This window comes from Bradyrhizobium cedriense (genome assembly GCF_054602315.1).
Window position 1 is genome coordinate 12,988 of the sequence record NZ_JBTSWB010000001.1, and the last position, 14,577, is coordinate 27,564.

Consider the following 14,577-nt stretch of genomic DNA (forward strand, 5'->3'; position numbering starts at 1 on the left):
TCACAAGGGCGTGAAAGGACGTGATAGGTCGCGATCAGAATCGGGCCTTTGATCGTTCGATTATATAATTATTTCAAAGATGTAATGTGCCTGCAGGCGCACTTTTCGGCTTCTTCTCGACAAGGCGCCAGGAACTCAAAAACCATTTGCCTGTGGCTGAAAAACACACGGCTTCTTAAGGCAAATCAGATGCTTCCGACCGTTTTCAGCCTCGCCCTGGGGTGGATCTCGGCCTGCGACAGGACGGTGGTCTGGGCCCTGAATCGCTCCACCAGGGAACGCACGAAGGGACGAATTGCCGCGGAGGTGACCAGCACCGGGGCCTCGCCTTCGCGGGCGGCCCGCTCGAAGGCCTCGCGCACGGCGGTCATGAACTCCGACAGTTTCGAGGGCTGCATCGCGAGGCTGCGCTCCTCGCCCTGGCCGATGATGGATTCGGCAAAGGCCTGCTCCCATCGCGCCGACAGGGCGATCAGCGGCAGATAGCCGTTGTAGGAGGTGTTTTGCGCGCAGATCTGCCGCGCGAGGCGGGCGCGGACGTGCTCGACCATGGTCGCCGGATTGCGCGAGAAGGCGAGCGAATCGGCAATGCCTTCGAGGATCGTGGAGAGGTCGCGGATCGAGATGCGCTCGGCGAGCAGGAGCTGCAGTACGCGCTGGATGCCGGAGACCGTGACCTGTCCGGGGACGATGTCCTTGACCAGCTCGCTCTGCTCCTTCGGCAGCTCCTTGAGCAGCTTCTGCACTTCGCCATAGGAGAGCAGGTCGGACATGTTGGCCTTGAGCAGCTCGGTGAGGTGGGTCGAGAGCACGGTCGCGGCGTCGACCACGGTGTAGCCCTTCAGAGAGGCTTCTTCCTTGAGGCTGGCATCGACCCAGGTCGCGGGAAGGCCAAAGGTCGGCTCGGTGGTGTGGATGCCGGGCACCTGCACCTGGCTGCCGCCGGGATCCATGACCATGAACTGGTTCGGCCAGATCTTGCCCGTGCCGGCGTCGACCTCCTTGATCTTGATGATGTAGGTGTTGGCCTCGAGCTGGACGTTGTCGAGGATGCGGACCGCCGGCATCACGAACCCCATCTCGATCGCGAGCGAACGGCGCAGCGCCTTGATCTGCTCGGTTAGGCGGTCGGTGCCGTCGGGACCGTTGACCAGCGGCAGCAGGGCATAGCCGAGCTCGATCTTGAGGTCGTCGATCTTGAGTGCGGCCGAGATCGGTTCTTCGGTCGCAGCGGCCCCCGGTACGCCGGGCTGACCTGCCACGGGTGCGGCCTTGGCGGCTTCCTCGGCCCTCGCGGTGACGCGGTTGCGGTTGCGAGCGTTCCAGGCCAGCGCGCCGGCGCCGGCGCCGAGCGCCAGGAAGGGGAGGGTCGGAATGCCCGGCAGGGCTGCCAGCACCAGCATCACCGCCGAGGACATCGCGAGCGCCTGCGGATAGCCCGAGAACTGCTTCATCAGCGCCTTGTCGGCGGCGCCGGACACGCCCGACTTGGAGACGAGCAGGCCCGCCGCGGTCGAGACGATCAGCGCCGGCACCTGGGTGACGAGGCCGTCACCAACGGTCAGGAGCGTGTAGGTGCGGCCCGCATCGGCGAAGGACATGCCCTGCTGCGCCACGCCGATGATGATGCCGCCGACGACGTTGATGAAGACGACCAAAAGGCCGGCGATGGCGTCGCCCCGGACGAATTTGGAGGCACCGTCCATGGCGCCGAAGAAGCCGCTCTCGTCCTCCAGCTCCTTGCGCCGCTCCTTGGCGACCTTTTCGTCGATCAGTCCGGCGGAGAGGTCGGCGTCGATCGCCATCTGCTTGCCGGGCATGGCGTCGAGGTGGAAGCGCGCGGCGACTTCGGCGATACGGCCCGAACCCTTGGTAATGACGACGAAGTTGACGATGATCAGGATGGCGAAGACGATGATGCCAATGACGAAATTGCCGCCCATCACGAAGTTGCCGAAGGCCTCGATGACGTGACCTGCGGCAGCCGTGCCCTCGTGCCCGTGCGACAGGATCAGGCGTGTCGAGGCCATGTTGAGCGACAGCCGCAGCATGGTGGAGATCAGCAGGACGGTCGGGAAAGCCGAGAATTCGAGCGGGGCCTGGATGAACAGCGACGTCATCAGGATCAGGATCGAGAGCGTGATCGAGATCGCCAGGAACAGGTCCAGCACGATCGCGGGCAGGGGCAGGATCAGCACCACCAGGATGGTGAGGACGCCGAGCGCCAGCGCGATGTCGCCGCGCTTGAGGATGGTGACGATCTCTTTGAACGAAGGGACGCCGGGCTTCGCGCTGCCTACGCCTTGACCCGCGGTGACGTCGACCATGGAAACTGCCTCCCCGCGCGACTGCCGTCCGCGCGCCCCAAACGCCTGCGCGGCGGCCGATGGGCCGCCGTTTCGAAAGTGAGGCACCGCACTGGCGTCCACGGGAGCTCCCGTTCTACGCGGCTGACGACACTCGACTTCACCCGGCAATTTTTGCCCGGTGTATGGTTAGCAAAGGGTTAACGGAGGGGCGGGAAGGGGTGTTTCGGGGGCATCCGGTCGTCATTCCGGGGCGCCCGAAGGGCGAACCCGGAATCCATCGGGCGGTGGTGTTGGTAGATGAATGGATTCCGGGCTCGCGCTCTGCGCGCCCCGGAAAGACAGGCCGCGCCTATTTCGCCTTCTGCATCTTGGTCACCGTGTACCCCGAGGCCGCCTCTTCGGCCTCGAAGGTCACCTTGTCGCCGACCTTCACCTGCTTAAGCATCGCTGCGTCCTTGACGCGATAGACCATGGTCATGGGCTCCTCCATGCCGAGGCTCTTCGCCGGTCCATGCTTGAGCGTGATCTTGCCGGCGCTTTCGTCGATCTTCTTCACCTCGCCGCTGATCGCGGTGCCCTCGGCTGCGAGGGCTCCGGTGGCAACGTTCAACGCCAGCGCCAGCGCAGCAGCGATACGAATGATGCGGTTCATGGAGATCTCCCTTCGTTACTTGACGGTGACGTGGCCGACCATGCCGTAGTCGCGGTGGTCGGGGATCAGACAGGAAAATTCGAACGTGCCTGCCTTGCTGAACTTCCAGAGGATTTCGGCCCTCTTGTTCGGCGCGAGCCGCACTCCATTGGGATCGTCGTGCTCCATGTGCGGATGCTTCTTCATCTCCACCGCATGCGCGAGATTCTCCTTGGGTGTGGCGAGCAGGAATTCGTGGTCCTCCTTGCCGACATTGCGCAGCACGAAGCGGATCTGTTCGCCGCGTTTGACCTCGATGCGGGCGGGCGTGTAGTCCATCTCGTTCATCAGGATCTCGATGGTGCGGGCGGGCTTCTTGGGATCGCCGGGCTCACCCGCCGAAAAGGTCCCGTGGCCGTGCTTGTCGTGCGCAAAGGCCGGCGCGAGCGAAAGCGCGGCCAGCGCGAGCCCGAGCTTGATCGTGGTATTCATCGTGGTCTCCAGTTGGCGGTTCATCGAAACGCTCACATCTTGTGCTTCATCGGCGCGGTGCCTGGTTTTTGCCGCGCCGGCTCTGCGGCCGGCGCCGAGACCTCGTAGGCGACGGTGCCTTGCGGGAATTTGTACGGACCTGGATCGCGGTAATCGTCGCGGGCGAGGTCCTCGCGGATCTTCATCACCGTGAACATGCCGCCCATCTCGATCGGCCCGAACTGGCCGGTGCCGGTCATCATCGGCAGCGTGTTGTCGGGCGCAGGCATCTCCATGTTGCCCATCGCCATGCCGGTGGAGCCCATCGCCATGCCGTCAGGCGCGAGCTTGCCGACGGCCTTGGCGAGATCCTTGCGCGACACGCCGATCAGATTGCGGACATCGTGTCCCATCGCGTTCATGGTGTGATGCGACTTGTGGCAGTGGAACGCCCAGTCGCCGGGATTGTCGGCGAGCACGTCGAACACCCTGATGGCGCCGACTGGAACGTCGGTGGTCGTCTCCGGGATCTGTGCGCTCTCCGGGATCCAGCCGCCGTCGGTGCAGCTGACCGCAAAGCTGTGGCCATGCAGATGGATCGGATGGTTGGTCATGCTGAGATTGCCGATGCGCACGCGCACCTTGTCGCCGAGCCTGACCGGGAGAGGATCGATGCCGGGAAATACCCGCGCATTCCAGGTCCACATGTTGAAGTCGGTCATCTCGTTGACGTGCGGCAGATAGGTGCCGGGGTCGACGCGATAGGTGCTCATGACGAAGACGAAGTCGCGGTCGACGGGCCGGAAGCCCTGGTCGCGCGGGTGCACCACGACCATGCCCATCATGCCCATCGCCATCTGCACCATCTCGTCGGAATGCGGGTGGTACATGAAGGTCCCGCTCTTCCTCATCTCGAACTCGTAGACGAAGGACTTGCCCGGCTGGATGTGTGGCTGGGTCAGCCCGCCGACCCCGTCCATGCCGCTCGGGATGATCATGCCGTGCCAATGCACGGTGGTGTATTCGGGCAATCTGTTGGTGACGAAGACGCGGACCTTGTCGCCTTCGACGACCTCGATGGTCGGGCCCGGCGACTGGCCGTTATAGCCCCACAAATTCACCTTCATGCCCTCGGCAAATTCCCGCACCACGGGTTCTGCGACGAGATGGAATTCCTTCCAGTCGCCGTTCATCCGGAAAGGCAGGGACCAGCCGTTCAGTGTCACCACGGGGCGATAGTCCGGGCCGCTGGTCGGATGCAGCGGCGGCTGCATCACCGCCTTGTCCATGCTGGGTGCTTCCGGAATTGACGCGGCCTGGACGCGGCCGGTGACGGCCGACGCGCCGGCGAGCGCGGCGCTGCCCAAAAATCCTCGGCGGGAAAACATCATGGACTCCATGTCAGTGGCCGCCACCGGCAGGCGCTGCCGCGGCGATGGTGGATGGAATGTCGCCGGCGGCCGGCGGCGCGCCGCCGCCATTGACGGCGGTCTGCAAATCGGCCTGGGCGAGGAAGAACCTTTGCCGGGCGTCGATGGCGCCGCGCAGCGACGCGAGGCGCTGGCGCGCCTCGGTGAGCAGCGCGAAGATGTCGACCTGCATGCTGGAGAAACGCAGCTGCATCTCCTCGGTGATGATTTTCCGCAGCGGAATGATCTCACGCTGGTAATGGCTCGCGATGTCGTAGGTGGAGCGATAGACCCGGTAGGCATCGCGCGCCTCGGAGCGGACGTTCACGGCGCGCTCGGTCAGGCGATTGAAGGCGAAATTGTAGGTCTCCGCCGCCTGACGCACGCGCACCTCGCCGCCGTCGAAGATCGGAATCTGGAACTGCACGTCGAAACCGCGCTCGCGGAACGGACCGCCTTCCGGATCCTGGGTGCGGCGGGAGATGCCGGCGAGATCGAGCAGCGTGACGAAGCGCGTCGCCTCGGTGAGGTTCAGGGCCTTCGCCAGCGCCGCCAGCTCTAGCCGTGCGATCTGCAGGTCGATGCGATGCGCCACCGCGTCGGCCTCGATCCCGGGCAAGGCCAGCGGCCGGCGCGGCAGCGGCGGCAACGCGTTCGGCAGGCGGAAATCGAGGCCGTCGTCCCACAGGCCCATCAGGCGCGCCAGCCTTTCGCGCGCGCTGGTCGCGATCTGGCGCGCCGTTGCGAGATCGGCGGTGGTTTCGGCATAAAACACCTGCTCGCGGGCCTGGTCGAGCTTGTTGAGCGAGCCGGTTTCGCCGAGCTTGACCGCAAGCTGTGCGGTGGATTCCGCCGTGGCCTTCGCGTCCGTCAGCAGCGCCACCATCTCGTTGCCGCCGACGGCGCGGACATAGGCGCGGCGGACGTCGGCGGCGAGCCGCAGCGTCGCCAGCGCAGCGCGCAGCTGCGCTCCGCGGAAGCGGTCACGGGCGATCTCGGAGCGGAACGGCAGGGTGGCGAGCGCGAGGATGTCGCCGACCACCTGGCGCTCGATCTCGCTGGCGCCATTGCCTGTGATACGCGAGACCGCGAACACGGGATTGGGCGGCAGGCTCTGCTCGACCAGATCGGTCTCGGCCAGCGCCAGCTCGTTATAGGCGGCTTGGAGTCCCCTGTTGTTCAGCAACGCGATCTGCACGGCGGAATCTGCGTTCAGCGTCCGCGACGACAGCTGGCGCACGCGCGCATCGACCGTCGCGGCTCCCTCGGCCGTCCGCACGAAGGCGACGTCCTTGTTGATGGCCTGGCTGGTCAGCTCGGAGACGGCAGTCATGCCGCCGTCGGGCGTGAACGCGGCGCAGCCGGACAAGCCGAGCGAAGCGAGAACGAGCAGGCTTCGCGCAAGATGGTGTGCCATGACGCGCTCCTACCGCTGTTGCTTCGGCTGCGGCGTGACATTCTCATTGCGCTCGCGCCATGGTGCCGGCGTCGCAGGCCGCAGGCTGGTGTATGGCGCGATCGTCGACCGATAACCGACGGGTGCGACCCTGGCCGCGGGATCGGCAGGATCCGCGGCGGCGATATGTGTCGTTGCCGGCATGCAGCCGGCCAACGCCAGCGCAATCACCGCCAGCAGCGGCCAGCTAAATGGAAAGTGTCCTGCGCGCGCCGCGGATGCGGCGGCGGACTTCGCCCCGGAAAGCGTGAGCATGATTCATTCCTGATCTGACTGGAGACCACAGCTTCGCGCGCGCAGACGCGCGCTCGGCCGACGTCGTGGCGTCGTCAGATCAGGCGATGGGAGGGCGGTAGTGCAGGGGCCGGGCCGCGCTGTGCAGGCTGGCCGCGATCTCGGGCGCGCAGGCGGAGACGGGCAGGAGCGGCTTGGCGACGGTGGGCAGATCGGCCGGCAGCGCGCTGACACACATCATGGCGCAGCACGGTCCGGCCGTCCCCTTGTCGCCATGATGCTGCAGCGCGGGCGCATCCTGCGCGGCGGTGTGGTGATGCGCATGGGACGCCGCGTGGTCATGCGAGGCGTCGCCATGCAGGTGGCCGGCGTGCGTCTGATGGTGGGCCGGTACGGCATCGGAGAGCCGGGCCTCGTCCGCAAGACACGGTGCCGGACCGCTGCCCCAGGCGAGGGCTGCCGCCGGCGCGATCACGCAGAACAGATAGGCGAGGGCAACGAGTCGCCCCACCCTGATCCGCATTGATCGTGTCAATCGCCGCAACATCGGCCGCCATGCTCTCCGCGCGGCAATGTTGCACACGCAGATTGCAAACTAATGGCAAAGCGCGGTTCCGCCAAGCTCTTCCTACCGCAGCGCACCGCGCATGCCCAATATCGCAGCGCGATGCTTGACCGGGAGGCAGGCAGCGAACATGGTCCGCCCGTGCTTGCGCCCAGTGATTCAGGACAGAGACCGGCCTCCTTCACCCCTGATTCCCGTCAGGCCTGGGTGAGGCTCGGCATTGCGCTCGTGATCGGCTCGATCGGCGCGGTCGGCATGTGGGCCGTCGTGGTCGTGATTCCCGTGGTGCAGGCGGAATTCGGTGTCACGCGCGGCGCGGTGTCGCTGGCCTTCACGCTGATGATGTTCGGCTTCGGCCTCGGCGGCGTCATCGCCGGCAAGATCACCGATCGATTCGGCATCGTGCCGGCGATGGCGATTAGCATCGCCTTCCTTGGCGTCGCCAATGTGCTCGCGGGACTATCGACCGCGCTTTGGCAGTTCGTGGCGGCCTATTTCCTGATCGGGCTCGGCACCTCGGCGACCTTCGCGCCGCTGATGGCGGAGGCCTCGCACTGGTTCGAGCGCTATCGCGGGTTGGCGGTGACTATCGTCGCCAGCGGCAACTACGTCGCCGGCGCGATGTGGCCGCCGATCGTGAGCTGGGGCACGCAGGAGATCGGCTGGCGTTATACGCATATCGGCATCGGATTCGTCTGTGCGAGCACGATGGCGGTTCTGGTCCTCGTCCTGCGCGCGCAGATGGGCGACGACAAGGTCCGCAACCATGCCAATGCGGCGCCGCCGGCCGTCGACCTCAAGCTCTCGACCAACACGCTGACGGTGCTGCTCTCGATCGCGGCCATCGCCTGCTGCGTCGCCATGGCGATGCCGCAGGTGCATATCGTCGCCTATTGCGGCGATCTCGGCTATGGCGTGGCGCGCGGCGCCGAGATGCTGTCGCTGATGATGGCATGCGGCATCATCAGCCGGATCGGCTCGGGCTACCTCGCCGACAAGATCGGCGGCATCCGCACGCTCCTGGTCGGCTCGCTGGCGCAGGGTTTTGCGCTGGTCTTCTATCTGTTCTTCGACAGTCTGACCTCGCTGTATCTGATCTCGGCGATGTTCGGCCTGTTCCAGGGCGGCATCGTCCCGAGCTACGCCATCATCGTGCGCGAGGCGATGCCGGCGAGCGAAGCCGCAACGCGCGTCGGCATCGTGATCTTTGCCTCCGTGTTCGGCATGTCCTTCGGCGGCTGGGTGTCGGGCGTCATCTTCGACGCTACCGGCTCCTACGCAGCGGCGTTCGCGAACGGCGTGGCGTGGAATGCGCTGAACATCAGCATCGTCGTGCTGCTGCTGTTTCGTTCTCGGATGGGTTCGGTCAAGACCGGGCCGGGTTTTGCGACTTAAGCGGACTGTCCCGCCTTCAGCAGCGAGCAGCCGGTGATCTTGTAGCTGCCGTCGCGTTGCTGTTCGAGCGTGTAGAGCGCCTCCCAGGCTTCGCCATTCGCGTCGATGATATGGACGCGCTGGGCGATCCAGCCGCCATCGGTCTTGCTCTCGCCAAACTCAAAACTCTTGTGACGATAGACCGGCGCGTAGCCGTTTCGCACCATGGACATGAAGATGTCGGGTGCGGGAAAGATCTCCTTGATCGCCGGTGCCGCATGGGAATAGGCCGCCGCCGCATCGTCGCGAACGAAGGCCTGCTCCTGGGCGCGGATGACGCTCTGGGCGGCCGCGACATCGCCGGCGTGGGCCGCGGTGGAGCTGAACACAAGGCTGATAGCAACGAGCAAGGCGGCGATGCGCATGACGTGCTCCCGTTGAGATCCCGGCGGCGGCGATCGTAGCACATCTGCTGCGGCCGGGCGTGACTCAGAAATCACGTGTTTGGCTTGGTGCGCCAGATGCCCGCTCACCACCAACGGCGCCACAAACAGCGGAGATGGTTATTGAAGGTTGCTGATGGCCAGAAGGCCACATCGCAAACTTGGGAGATATCACGAGAGCTACCTGAACTTCGGCCCCACAGGTGCCTCAGCGAACGCCTTTCGAAAGGCGGGCAGCCTGTCTGCTAGCCCCATGTTTTCGGCGGCTCGCTCCAAATCACGCCAAAACCCGCCGCGGGCAGAGGTGAGATGACCTAGCTCTTCGAGAATATTGAGGGCCAGCTCAAGTTCGTTGTGCTCCATAAACTCGTGGTATCGGGTCAAAAGTGCTGCGTACTCCGGCTCGTGCCGTACGGGCAGGGCGTGTCGCGCACGCTCAAGCAGCGTTCCGGTAATCTTCCAACTTTTGACTAGCTTCGCGTCCGACATTTCATCTCGCTAACAGGCATTGCGTGTCACCTCGTCCGCTCGCGGTCCAGCTTGCATGCAGTCCTTGATGACTGCAATGGGTCAGAAAGAGCCTTGACTGTCAGCGGAAGCGGGGTGGTGGACAATTCCGCTCGACCCTCATCAGGAGCCGACATTCCTTTATGCGTACACGCCGCTAGCGCTTTCGCTTCGTCGCCGGCTTCGTCGTCTTCGACGAGCGCGCCTTGGCCTTGCCAGGCGGCTGCACCCGCAAGCCGTCGACGAACACGTCGAGCAGGCGCAGCGCCGTCGCCTGCCAGCCGGGCTGGTCGTGCACGTAGCACATGCCGAAGAAGGCGCGCAGCAGATCCTCCGGGTTGATGTCGGCGCGCATCTCGCCGGCAGCGACCGCCCGGTCCAGCAGCGAGCCGATCGCCTCGGTCAGCCGATCGAACGAGAAGGTGTAGAGCTCCGACCCGCTCTGCACCGCGAGCGCCAGCGCTGCCATCATCCCCTTCTTGGTGGCAACAAACTCCACCCCCGAGCGCAGCCAGCGCCGCAGCGCCTCGACCGGATCCTTGGCATTCTTCAATTGCTCGGCCAACTCGCTGAGTTGCTCGACCTCGCGGCGGTACACCGCCTCGAATAATGCCTCGCGCGTTGGGAAATGCCGATACAGCGTGCCGATGCCGACACCGGCCCGCTTCGCCACGGCTTCCAGGCTCGCCTCCGGGCCTCCCGCGCTGAACACCACCTTGGCCGCTTCGAGCACGCGCTCGCGATTGCGCACGGCATCGGCGCGCGGCTTTCGGGTGTGGTCGGCGTGGTCGTCCATACCGGCAATGTAGATCACGAATTGGTTAGATTGAACCCTCGATGAACCCATAGCCGGCTGCATCGCGTTGGTAGCGCAAGGGCTTTTGACCAATTCCAGATATTGTCGGGCGGCTCTTGTTAAGCGGAGGGTGCCTCCGTATCTTCGCTGATGTCGGTTGGCCAAACTGCCAGGTCGACGCGGATCGACGGTGGCCACGGCGGTGGCGCGCTGCGCGATCACCCATGTCCACATCTGATCGGAGCCTTGTATGAACCACTCCATCAGCCTCACCGTGAACGGTGCGCGGCGCGAATTCGTCCTCGACGATCCGCGCGTAACGCTGCTCGATCTCCTGCGTGAGCGCCTCCATCTGACCGGAACCAAGAAAGGATGCGACCGCGGCCAGTGCGGCGCCTGCACCATTCTCGTCGACGGCAAGCGCATCAATTCCTGTCTCGCGCTCGCCATCAGCCACGACGGGGCCGACATCCTCACCATCGAAGGCGTCGCCCGCGGCGACCAGCTTCATCCCGTGCAGGCCGCCTTCATCGCCCATGACGGCTTTCAGTGCGGCTTCTGCACGCCCGGCCAGATCATGAGCGCCATCGGCATGATGAGCGAGGCGCAAGCCGGCAACGATCCCGAGCGCATCCGCGAATGCATGAGCGGCAATCTGTGCCGCTGCGGCGCCTATGCCGGCATCGTCGAGGCCGTGCTGGAAGCGCAGGCCGGGATGGACGAAACCAATCAGAGGCGCTCCGCATGAAACCGTTCGACTATGTCAGGCCGGCCACGGTTACCGAGGCCGTTGCTGCTGCCGCGCAACCGGGCGCCGTCTATCTCGCCGCCGGCACCAACCTGCTCGACCTCATGAAAGGCGGCGTCAGCCGTCCGGACCGGCTGGTCGACGTCACGCATCTCGACGGGCTCGACCAAATCGAGACTCTCGCCGACGGGTCGTTGCGCATCGGTGCGCTGGTGAGCAACGCCGATCTCGCGCATGACCCTGACTTTGCGAGATACTATCCCGCCGTCGCCGAAGCCTTGCTCTCCGGCGCGTCGGCCCAGTTGCGCAATGCCGCGACCGTCGGCGGCAACCTCCTGCAACGGACGCGCTGTGCGTATTTCTACGACACCGCCAGCCGCTGCAACAAGCGCGAGGCCGGTAGCGGCTGCGACGCCCGCGAGGGCGAGAACCGTGGCCATGCCGTGCTCGGCTGGAGCGAGAGCTGCATCGCCACGCATCCGTCGGATTTCTGCGTGCCGCTGGTCGCGCTCGACGCCGTCGTCGAGATCGAGGGCAGGAACGGCCGTCGAGAGATCGCGCTCGACGAGCTGCACCGCGTGCCCGGCACCACGCCGGAGCGTGAGTCCGTGCTTGAGCCCGGCGACCTCATCGTCGCAGTGCGCCTGCCCCCTGCGGCGCGCGGCTTTGCTGCGCATGCGCGCTATCTCAAGGTCCGCGAGCGCACCTCCTACGCTTTCGCCGTCGTATCGGCTACGGCCGCATTGCGGATCGAGAACGGCAGGATCACGGAAGCGCGGCTCGCGCTCGGCGGCGTTGCCGCAAAACCATGGCGTCCCCGCGCCGCGGAGGATGTGCTCAAAAACGTCACGGCGACGGCCGATGCCTTCCAGGAAGCCGCCTGGCGCGCGCTCGCCGATGCCAAGCCGTCCGGCGACAACGCCTTCAAGATCGAGCTTGCGCGCCGCATCGTCGTACGCGCGCTGACCCTCGCCGCCGCCGGTACGCCTGCGCGTATCCCCGCGCTGCCGGCGTCTCCCTTTGCCTCGACTTCCGGAGCCAACCATGCCTGAGCTCAACCTCACCAGTGCGCCCGTCCATCTGCGGCACGGTTCGAACATCGGCCAGCCGCTGACCCGCCGCGACGGTATCCTCAAGGTCACGGGGCGAGCGACCTATGCCGCCGACAACCATCCGCCCGGCATGCTGTTCGCGGTGATGGCCGTCTCCAGCATCGCGCGCGGCCGCGTGGTCTCGCTCGATATCGCGGCCGCCAAGCACCATCCCGGTGTGGTCGACGTCATGACGCCGGATCACAAGCCGCCGCTCGCGATCGATCCCGAGACCAAGACCAATCCGTTCGTCTTCCGGATGGAAGTGTTGCAGAGCGACGAGGTCCGCTACGCCAACCAGCCCATCGCCGTGGTGATCGCGCAGACGCTGGAGGCCGCGACGGAAGGTGCGGCGCTGCTGGCGCCGCGTTACGATGAGCTGCCTGCGCTCGTCGGCCTCGATGCCGGCGACAGCTTCGTGCCGCCGGTCGTCGGCGTCGGCAATCCCACGGAAAGCCACCGCGGCGATGTCGAGGCAGGCCTCGCCTCGGCCGAGAAGCAGATCGATGCGAGTTACGAAACGCCGCCGCAATATCACAACGCGATGGAGCCGCATGCGATCGTGGCGCACTGGGACGGCGACAGGCTGTCGGTGGACATGCCGACCCAGGGCCTGATGCTGTCGCTGGCGCGCATCGCCGAGCTGTTCGGCATCGCGCACGACAAGATCCACATCCGCAGTCCGTTCCTCGGCGGTGGTTTCGGCTCCAAGGGATTCCTGGCCGGCCCGCAGACCCTCGGCATCATGGCCGCCAAGCTGGTCGGCAAGCCGGTCAAGCTCGTGCTGCGCCGTGAGCAGATGTACGGTCCCGTCGGCCACCGCGCGCCGACGCGCCAGCGCCTGCGCCTCGGTGCCGACGGCGGGGGACGCCTGACGGCGCTCGATCATCACGCCCGGACCGTGTCGAGCACCTTCGACGATTTCTACGAGCCCGCAGCGGATGCCTCGCACACGCTCTATGCGGCGTCCGCGATCCGCACCTCGCACGATGCCGTGCGCGTCAACACCGGCACGCCGCTGTTCATGCGGGCGCCGGGCGAGGCGACCGGCTCGATCGCGCTCGAGAGCGCAATGGACGAGATGGCCTGGGCCTGCGGCATGGATCCGCTCGCTTTTCGCCTCAAGAACTACGCCGAGGTCGAGCCGATCACCGGCAAGCCGTTCTCCTCGAAGGCGCTGCGCGCCTGCTACGAGCAGGGCGCGGCACGGTTCGGCTGGGCGAAGCGTCCGCTCCAGCCGCGGCAGATGCGCGACGATGCCGGCCTGCTGGTCGGCTGGGGCATGGGCACCGCCACCTTTCCGGCGTTGATGTTCCAGGCCGAGGCGCGAGCCGTGGTCCGCCGTGACGGCTCAGGCGCCATGGAGATCGGCGCGCATGACATGGGGCAGGGCGCCTGGACGGCGCTGGCCCAGATCGCGGCCGACGAACTCGGGCTCAACATTGATCGCGTCGAGTTCAAGGCCGGCACATCCGATCTGCCCGATGCCGGGATCGCCGGCGGTTCGGCGCACACCGCGACGGCCGGGGCGGCGATCCACAGCGCCGGTGCGGCCGTGATTGCCAAGCTCGCCGATCTCGCGACGGGCGACGAGCGTTCGCCGCTGTTCGGCGCCGGCAATGCCGGGGTGATCGCGCGCGACGGCCGGTTGCTGCGCCGTGACGACCAAAGCCGCGGCGAGAGCTACACCGAGATTCTCGCCCGCGCCGGCATCGCCGAGGTCGAGGCGCGCGGCACCGGCGCGCCGAACCCTGCGGCGATGGAGGAATATGCGATGCACGCCCACGGTGCGGTGTTCGCCGAAGTGAAAGTCGATCCTGAGCTTGGCCAGGTCCGCGCCACCCGCATGGTCGGCGCGTTCGCTGCGGGACGCATCGTCAATCCGCGCATGGTGCAGAGCCAGCTGTTCGGCGGCATGATCTGGGGCCTGTCGTTCGCGCTGCACGAGGAGGCGATCACAGACCGCCGTACGGGGCGGATCATGAACGCCAATCTCGGCGAGTACCACGTCCCCGTGAATGCCGACGTGCCGCCGCTCGACGTGATCACGGTCGAGGAGCACGATCCGCACGTCAATGCGCTCGGCATCAAGGGCGTCGGCGAGATCGGTATTACCGGCAGCGCCGGTGCGGTTGCGAATGCCATCTGGCACGCGACCGGCGTGCGTGTCCGCCGCTTTCCGGTCCGGATCGAGCAATTGCTGATGCAGCGCTGAGGCCGCGGGCGAGGCGGGACATGCTCGCTCCGCGCTCGCGCGTCAGTTCAGTTTCCTGCGGAGGGCCTTGAGCGCCTCCCTCTGCGCTTCGATGTATTGCTCGATGGTCTTGCGCAGCTCCTGCGAGTGGAGCTTGTCAGTGTCGCGCTGCACCTCGTCCAGTGCGGCTTCGGCATTTGCGAGCGTGGTCTTCATGGCGTACCCCGTTGCGAAGCGGCCCCGGAGTGCCTAGGAGCCCGGGGCCATAACCTCAGCACCTTTGCGAGGCTGCTCGGCTACGGACTCGAGAATAGGAGAGATGCCGCGATCGGAAATTGAGGTGGCTCAA

Annotated in this window: 15 protein-coding genes; 4 read left to right on the forward strand and 11 right to left on the reverse strand. The window is 66.0% G+C overall.

All coding sequences use genetic code 11. The features are described 5' to 3' along the window. Nucleotides 1-185 precede the first annotated feature (185 nt). The 7 genes from flhA to ACYCVF_RS00110 all read right to left on the reverse strand — a co-directional run bounded on the left by flhA (nucleotide 186) and on the right by ACYCVF_RS00110 (nucleotide 7,021). The gene (gene flhA / locus ACYCVF_RS00080) at nucleotides 186-2,327 is read right to left on the reverse strand and encodes a flagellar biosynthesis protein FlhA (RefSeq protein WP_459604907.1); all 2,142 of its coding nucleotides are present in this window, start codon (nucleotides 2,325-2,327) and stop codon (nucleotides 186-188) included. 331 nt (nucleotides 2,328-2,658) lie between these two features. Continuing rightward, complete coding sequence (locus ACYCVF_RS00085; protein WP_459604909.1) at nucleotides 2,659-2,961, reverse strand: copper-binding protein; 303 nt, start codon at nucleotides 2,959-2,961, stop codon at nucleotides 2,659-2,661. Between the two features lie 15 nt (nucleotides 2,962-2,976). Next, on the reverse strand, nucleotides 2,977-3,432 hold the full coding sequence (locus ACYCVF_RS00090) for a cupredoxin domain-containing protein (protein WP_459604927.1): 456 nt from the start codon (nucleotides 3,430-3,432) through the stop codon (nucleotides 2,977-2,979). Nucleotides 3,433-3,464: 32 nt separating this feature from the next. Continuing rightward, nucleotides 3,465-4,799, reverse strand: coding sequence for a copper oxidase (locus ACYCVF_RS00095; RefSeq protein ID WP_459604910.1), 1,335 nt, complete (start codon nucleotides 4,797-4,799; stop codon nucleotides 3,465-3,467). A 13-nt stretch (nucleotides 4,800-4,812) separates the two neighbouring features. Then, the gene (locus tag ACYCVF_RS00100) at nucleotides 4,813-6,237 is read right to left on the reverse strand and encodes a TolC family protein (RefSeq protein WP_459604912.1); all 1,425 of its coding nucleotides are present in this window, start codon (nucleotides 6,235-6,237) and stop codon (nucleotides 4,813-4,815) included. A gap of 9 nt (nucleotides 6,238-6,246) precedes the next feature. Beyond that, a complete protein-coding gene (locus tag ACYCVF_RS00105; RefSeq protein ID WP_459604913.1) occupies nucleotides 6,247-6,531 on the reverse strand; it encodes a hypothetical protein in 285 nt (94 codons plus the stop codon). Nucleotides 6,532-6,610: 79 nt separating this feature from the next. After that, on the reverse strand, nucleotides 6,611-7,021 hold the full coding sequence (locus ACYCVF_RS00110) for a hypothetical protein (RefSeq protein ID WP_459604914.1): 411 nt from the start codon (nucleotides 7,019-7,021) through the stop codon (nucleotides 6,611-6,613). 156 nt (nucleotides 7,022-7,177) lie between these two features. Between ACYCVF_RS00110 and ACYCVF_RS00115 the strand changes: the two genes are divergently transcribed. Beyond that, nucleotides 7,178-8,470 carry an MFS transporter gene (locus tag ACYCVF_RS00115; RefSeq protein WP_459604928.1) on the forward strand — a complete coding sequence of 431 codons (1,293 nt, stop codon included), beginning with the start codon at nucleotides 7,178-7,180 and terminating at the stop codon, nucleotides 8,468-8,470. On the opposite strand, the gene ACYCVF_RS00120 is transcribed toward ACYCVF_RS00115, so the two are convergent. The 3 genes from ACYCVF_RS00120 to ACYCVF_RS00130 all read right to left on the reverse strand — a co-directional run bounded on the left by ACYCVF_RS00120 (nucleotide 8,467) and on the right by ACYCVF_RS00130 (nucleotide 10,195). Beyond that, the gene (locus tag ACYCVF_RS00120; protein ID WP_459604916.1) at nucleotides 8,467-8,874 is read right to left on the reverse strand and encodes a DUF4864 domain-containing protein; all 408 of its coding nucleotides are present in this window, start codon (nucleotides 8,872-8,874) and stop codon (nucleotides 8,467-8,469) included. The two genes, ACYCVF_RS00115 and ACYCVF_RS00120, sit on opposite strands and share 4 nt — an antisense overlap. Before the next feature lie 198 nt (nucleotides 8,875-9,072). Next, the gene (locus tag ACYCVF_RS00125; protein WP_459604918.1) at nucleotides 9,073-9,381 is read right to left on the reverse strand and encodes a hypothetical protein; all 309 of its coding nucleotides are present in this window, start codon (nucleotides 9,379-9,381) and stop codon (nucleotides 9,073-9,075) included. A 175-nt stretch (nucleotides 9,382-9,556) separates the two neighbouring features. Further along, on the reverse strand, nucleotides 9,557-10,195 hold the full coding sequence (locus ACYCVF_RS00130) for a TetR/AcrR family transcriptional regulator (RefSeq protein WP_459604929.1): 639 nt from the start codon (nucleotides 10,193-10,195) through the stop codon (nucleotides 9,557-9,559). Between the two features lie 250 nt (nucleotides 10,196-10,445). Here ACYCVF_RS00130 and ACYCVF_RS00135 point away from each other — a divergent pair, with 250 nt between their 5' ends. Genes ACYCVF_RS00135 through ACYCVF_RS00145 form a run of 3 tightly spaced genes read left to right on the forward strand, consistent with a single transcriptional unit; the run spans nucleotide 10,446 to nucleotide 14,249 of the window. Next, nucleotides 10,446-10,943 carry a (2Fe-2S)-binding protein gene (locus ACYCVF_RS00135; protein WP_459604919.1) on the forward strand — a complete coding sequence of 166 codons (498 nt, stop codon included), beginning with the start codon at nucleotides 10,446-10,448 and terminating at the stop codon, nucleotides 10,941-10,943. Then, nucleotides 10,940-11,995, forward strand: a complete 1,056-nt coding sequence (locus ACYCVF_RS00140; protein ID WP_459604920.1) for an FAD binding domain-containing protein — start codon at nucleotides 10,940-10,942, stop codon at nucleotides 11,993-11,995. Before ACYCVF_RS00135 ends, ACYCVF_RS00140 begins: the two co-directional genes overlap by 4 nt. Next, nucleotides 11,988-14,249 (forward strand): xanthine dehydrogenase family protein molybdopterin-binding subunit, encoded by a 2,262-nt coding sequence (locus ACYCVF_RS00145; protein ID WP_459604921.1) that lies wholly within the window; start codon nucleotides 11,988-11,990, stop codon nucleotides 14,247-14,249. Before ACYCVF_RS00140 ends, ACYCVF_RS00145 begins: the two co-directional genes overlap by 8 nt. A gap of 42 nt (nucleotides 14,250-14,291) precedes the next feature. Here ACYCVF_RS00145 and ACYCVF_RS00150 read toward each other — a convergent pair whose 3' ends face one another. Continuing rightward, nucleotides 14,292-14,444, reverse strand: a complete 153-nt coding sequence (locus ACYCVF_RS00150; protein WP_459604922.1) for a hypothetical protein — start codon at nucleotides 14,442-14,444, stop codon at nucleotides 14,292-14,294. Nucleotides 14,445-14,577: the final 133 nt, after the last annotated feature.

Bases quoted from the DNA above. Each gene is read 5' to 3' on its own strand.
- flhA (WP_459604907.1), bottom strand. From the start codon at position 2,327: ATGGTCGACGTCACCGCGGGTCAAGGCGTAGGCAGCGCGAAGCCCGGC.
- ACYCVF_RS00085 (WP_459604909.1), bottom strand. From the start codon at position 2,961: ATGAACCGCATCATTCGTATCGCTGCTGCGCTGGCGCTGGCGTTGAAC.
- ACYCVF_RS00090 (WP_459604927.1), bottom strand. From the start codon at position 3,432: ATGAATACCACGATCAAGCTCGGGCTCGCGCTGGCCGCGCTTTCGCTC.
- ACYCVF_RS00095 (WP_459604910.1), bottom strand. From the start codon at position 4,799: ATGTTTTCCCGCCGAGGATTTTTGGGCAGCGCCGCGCTCGCCGGCGCG.
- ACYCVF_RS00100 (WP_459604912.1), bottom strand. From the start codon at position 6,237: ATGGCACACCATCTTGCGCGAAGCCTGCTCGTTCTCGCTTCGCTCGGC.
- ACYCVF_RS00105 (WP_459604913.1), bottom strand. From the start codon at position 6,531: ATGCTCACGCTTTCCGGGGCGAAGTCCGCCGCCGCATCCGCGGCGCGC.
- ACYCVF_RS00115 (WP_459604928.1), top strand. From the start codon at position 7,178: ATGCTTGACCGGGAGGCAGGCAGCGAACATGGTCCGCCCGTGCTTGCG.
- ACYCVF_RS00120 (WP_459604916.1), bottom strand. From the start codon at position 8,874: ATGCGCATCGCCGCCTTGCTCGTTGCTATCAGCCTTGTGTTCAGCTCC.
- ACYCVF_RS00125 (WP_459604918.1), bottom strand. From the start codon at position 9,381: ATGTCGGACGCGAAGCTAGTCAAAAGTTGGAAGATTACCGGAACGCTG.
- ACYCVF_RS00130 (WP_459604929.1), bottom strand. From the start codon at position 10,195: ATGGACGACCACGCCGACCACACCCGAAAGCCGCGCGCCGATGCCGTG.
- ACYCVF_RS00135 (WP_459604919.1), top strand. From the start codon at position 10,446: ATGAACCACTCCATCAGCCTCACCGTGAACGGTGCGCGGCGCGAATTC.
- ACYCVF_RS00140 (WP_459604920.1), top strand. From the start codon at position 10,940: ATGAAACCGTTCGACTATGTCAGGCCGGCCACGGTTACCGAGGCCGTT.
- ACYCVF_RS00145 (WP_459604921.1), top strand. From the start codon at position 11,988: ATGCCTGAGCTCAACCTCACCAGTGCGCCCGTCCATCTGCGGCACGGT.
- ACYCVF_RS00150 (WP_459604922.1), bottom strand. From the start codon at position 14,444: ATGAAGACCACGCTCGCAAATGCCGAAGCCGCACTGGACGAGGTGCAG.